Annotated in this window: 6 protein-coding genes; all 6 read right to left on the bottom strand. The window is 71.5% G+C overall.

Annotated features, from left to right (window positions below; all coding sequences use genetic code 11):
- On the bottom strand, positions 1 to 202 hold a 202-nt coding region (tgmA, locus tag ACWF94_RS36240), incomplete at its 3' end, for a putative ATP-grasp-modified RiPP (protein ID WP_453498746.1).
- Between the two features lie 2 nt (positions 203 to 204).
- The gene (locus ACWF94_RS36235) at positions 205 to 408 is read right to left on the bottom strand and encodes a hypothetical protein (protein WP_453498744.1); all 204 of its coding nucleotides are present in this window, start codon (positions 406 to 408) and stop codon (positions 205 to 207) included.
- Positions 405 to 977: a class I SAM-dependent methyltransferase gene (locus tag ACWF94_RS36230; RefSeq protein WP_453498741.1), complete on the bottom strand. Its 573-nt coding sequence runs from the start codon at positions 975 to 977 to the stop codon at positions 405 to 407. Before ACWF94_RS36230 ends, ACWF94_RS36235 begins: the two co-directional genes overlap by 4 nt.
- Before the next feature lie 44 nt (positions 978 to 1,021).
- Positions 1,022 to 1,933, bottom strand: a complete 912-nt coding sequence (locus ACWF94_RS36225; protein WP_453498738.1) for a hypothetical protein — start codon at positions 1,931 to 1,933, stop codon at positions 1,022 to 1,024.
- Entirely contained in the window at positions 1,930 to 2,847 is a 918-nt protein-coding gene (locus ACWF94_RS36220; RefSeq protein ID WP_453498736.1) for a DUF5999 family protein, read from the bottom strand. The genes ACWF94_RS36225 and ACWF94_RS36220 overlap by 4 nt, the downstream gene beginning before the upstream one ends.
- A 241-nt stretch (positions 2,848 to 3,088) precedes the next feature.
- The gene (locus tag ACWF94_RS36215) at positions 3,089 to 3,268 is read right to left on the bottom strand and encodes a hypothetical protein (protein ID WP_453498733.1); all 180 of its coding nucleotides are present in this window, start codon (positions 3,266 to 3,268) and stop codon (positions 3,089 to 3,091) included.
- Between the last annotated feature and the right edge of the window lie 428 nt (positions 3,269 to 3,696).

Genomic DNA, 3,696 nt, shown 5'->3' with positions numbered 1-3,696 from the left:
TGATCTCTTTCTCCGAGCCGCTGGTCATGCCCCCGCAGGTCCGGGAGGGGTCGGCGAACATCCGGGCGGCCAGAGGGGCGCCGTCGGCGCCGACGTTCACCTGACGGTCCCGGTCGAAGACCGCGCCGGTCAGGGACTGCGCTACGGCAGCCCGGTACGGGGCGGTGAACAGGCTCAGGGCGAAGGGACGTACGGCGGTCACGGTCACAGAAGGCTCCTTGAACGGACGGGACGATCGGGAGGAAGGGCACGGGTGCCGGGGCGGGGCCCGGCGCCGGTCTGGGCGTTCACGGTCCGCATGGAGAACCGGGCGAGACCGGCGACGTGGTCGAGGGTGAGCCGACGGGTCTGGCGCAGATGGCGCAGGCAGGATCCGGCGACCAGAGCGCCGGGGTGAGCGGTCGTCATGCCGTCGCCTTCCGCAGCGGACCGCCGGTGCGCAGGACGAGGGCGCTCGTTCGCGGGGTGAGGCTGTAGCGCTGGCAGGACGACCAGCCGGTGCCGAGGAGGGCCCACTGGTCCGCGGTCATCTCCCGCCGGTAGGGATCGGGGTTCTCGTAGCGCTGCCCGCCGTAGTGGACGGCCGCCAGCACATACACCGCGCCCCCGGGCCGCAGCCAGAGCGCGGCCCGGTCGAGGAATCCGGTGCCCAGGTACTCCAGGACGTACCGGCAGCTGATCAGGTCCACGCTCCCCGGCTCCAGCCGGAGCGATGCCGCGTCGCGGATCTCGTACCGGGGTTTGGGCACGGTGATGATCCTGCGGGCCTGGCCGATCGCCGACGGAGAGTGGTCGTAGCCGGTGACGGTCCAGCCCCCGCTCGCCAGCCTGCGGGTCCATGCGCCGTCACCGCATCCGATGTCGACCGCGACCGCGTCCGCTCCGGGACCCACCCGGGCGAGGAACTCGGCGTCCTCGCCGGGGGCGGCCAGGCGCGGGCGCTTGCGCTGGTGCCACAGATCCCAGCTCTGCGGCACGAGAGCGGACGGCGCCGGGGCGGGAGCTGAAGGCCAGGGCGGGTTCACAGGATGCCTTCCGAGGAGCTGCGGGGGCTTGCGAGTTCCTGGTGGGGTGCGTAGCGGGGGGTGTCGGCGTGCAGGATGCTCCGCAGGACGGCGGTGTCGAAGGTGGCGATGAGCGGCAGGTGGTCGGAGATGCGCCGCAGGAGCGGGCTGTCGGCGACCGTGAAGCCGGTCAGGGCGGGGGTCAGCTCGGCGCTGAGGTATCCGCGGTCGATGGAGTACAGCGGTGCGTCCGGGCGTCCGGGGTGGGTGCGGTAGCCGGCGGTGCCCCCGAGCGCGTCCGGTGCGCCGAGATGGTCGGCGGCGTACCGGGCCATCTCGATGTAGCCCGCGGCCGTCATTTCCCGGTCCGGCCGGTCATCAGTACGGCGCCGTCCGCCCTCGGTGTAGGTGCGGTTGGCGACGAACGCATGGTCGCCGTACCCCTCCCACCAGCCGTCGGCCAGCTCACCGACGCGGTAACTGTTCCAGTCCCAGAAATGGATGCTGAGCCAGCCCGGTTTCGCGAGAGTCGAGCACCACTTGGCTTCGGTGAGCCGGTACTCGGGACTCCAGTAGCAGGCGTGGCCGCAGACGCAGCTGAGCTGCCGCGGGCTCGGAGACCCGTCGGGGTCCCGGAACCGGATGGCGATGTTCGCGGGGGCGTGCCAGGGCGCCCAGTCGTGCGGGTATTCGTCGGTGACGACCAGCGGACCGCTGTTCTTGACGAAGATCGCGTTGTCGTTACTGCCGGAGCGGGACGGGGCGATGTATCCGGTCATGCCCATCCGCGCGGCCTGCTTGTGGAGCTGTCCGGGTTGCACCTCCTGCTGGAAAACGATGTCCGGGTCCTGGTCCCGGATCCAGTCGGCGGAGAGCACCCAGTTGAGGCCCTTCTCGACATTGCAGGACAGCATTTTCACGGTTGTCATGCCGCCGCCGCCTTCCGCATGGTGGGGGCCGCCCGGCGCGGGCCGACGGCCCGCCCGTCCGGCAGCGATTCGCCGCCGTCCTCGAAGAGCACGACCCCGTTGCACAGCACTGCGTAGCCCTGCTCCGGGCGGTGTTCGACCACGCGGGCCGCCGCGTGGTCGGCTGCGTCGGCCGCCGGACAGGCGGGCCGGTGGACGCAGACGCCCGCCCGGCGGGTGACCACTGTGTCCCTGCGGGTCCGGGGCTCGGCGGACAGGTCGATGACGGTGCAGCCGGTCAGACGCAGCGCAATTTGCGTGCACAGCATCCACGGCAACCGCGGGTCGCCGTGCTCGACGAGCAGCCCTTCCTCTACCAGTTGGAGAGACGCGGGCCCACTGGCCTTCCGCGCGTAGAGATCTCCCACGTAGCCGAAGTGGTTGGGGTCGTCCACGCGTACGGCCATGTATCCACCGGCCAGTTCCGGGCGGCGATCCGCCACCACGGGAACGCACGGGAGGCAGACGGGCGGCAGCACCGTCACGACTTCCTTCAGCCAGTCTCCGGCTGCGGCGGTGTGGTGGCCGAGCAGCCACAGCACCCCGTCCCCAGTGCGGTCCGCAGGACACGCGCACCCCATACAGAGCAGTTCCTGCATGGCCTCCCGCTGCCGTGCGGGGTGCACAGAGCTGTGCTCGGGCTCGCCGCGCCCCCGGCCGACGGGTACGGGCAGGCGGCCAGGGTGGAGCAGGGTGCCGAAAGCGTCGCGCTCGCTCGCCCTCTCATCTCGCAGGGCCAGGCGCCGCTCGTTGTGCGGGACGTAGAGCCGGGGCTCAACGGGCTTCTCGCCGGTCCACGGAGTGATCCAGGGAATGCGCAGCGGCACTACGTCGGCCCTGATGGCGGACGCGGCGGATGGAGCGGGGTTGATCACGGCAGACCTTTCGGCAAGACGAACGGGCAGCAGAGAAGTGTGAGGTGGTGGAAGGGCCGGCCACCGCCTGTGCGGGGCGGCGGCCGGGGCGCTGTTCCACGTGGGGAGAGGCGCCTTTCTCTCCGCCCCGCGACCGCGACGTTCCCGCGCGGTGGCCGCAGGGGTGGAGAGGAACCCCTCGGTGGTCATCTCCGTCCGCGACGGGGGGCGCGTACGGAGATGACCGGTCTGGAGAAGTGGGCTAGAGGAGCCGGGCAGCGAGCCAGCCGACGACCCCGAAGACGAATCCGCCGACGAGCACCACGGTGAACAGCCCGAAACCGCACGAGTCGAGCGCCCTTTCGTGGCCGGTGCGTGTGGTTCTCACCGGGTGGCGGAGCGCGCTCGCCACGGCACGGGCGAGGCCGGAGCCGATAACCATCACGTCGCTTCCCCATCCGGCGGGTACACAACGCCCAGCGCGTGCACCAGCTCCCGGGGGAGCACAAGCTGATCAGGCAAGGTGTCCCGCACAGGCGCCGGGCGTACGGGATGCCGTCCGGCCGTGCTCCAGTGGCGGGCAAGGGCCCGTCGGGCCTCGTCGCGCAGGACGGTATCCCCGTCCGGGTCCTGGCTCATGCCCACCTCCCGAACATCACGGCAAGTACCGCCATGGCGGCGGCCGGATCCCACGAAGCCCAGCCCCCCACCGGATCGGGACAGGCCACCGGGAGGGCGGACGCCGTAGCGTCCGCGGCGGTCGAGCGGAGGGTGCGGACATGGTTCGGTTGCTTGTTCATATGCGGTTCCTCGGGTGAGGCCCTCCGCCGGGCGTGTGGTCCCCTGGAGCGGAGTGGGCAGGGGGTGCCC

This window comes from Streptomyces sp. NPDC055078, assembly GCF_053607985.1.
Note: the sequence above shows the minus strand (reverse complement) of the source record. Positions and strands in the feature narration are given on the sequence as shown.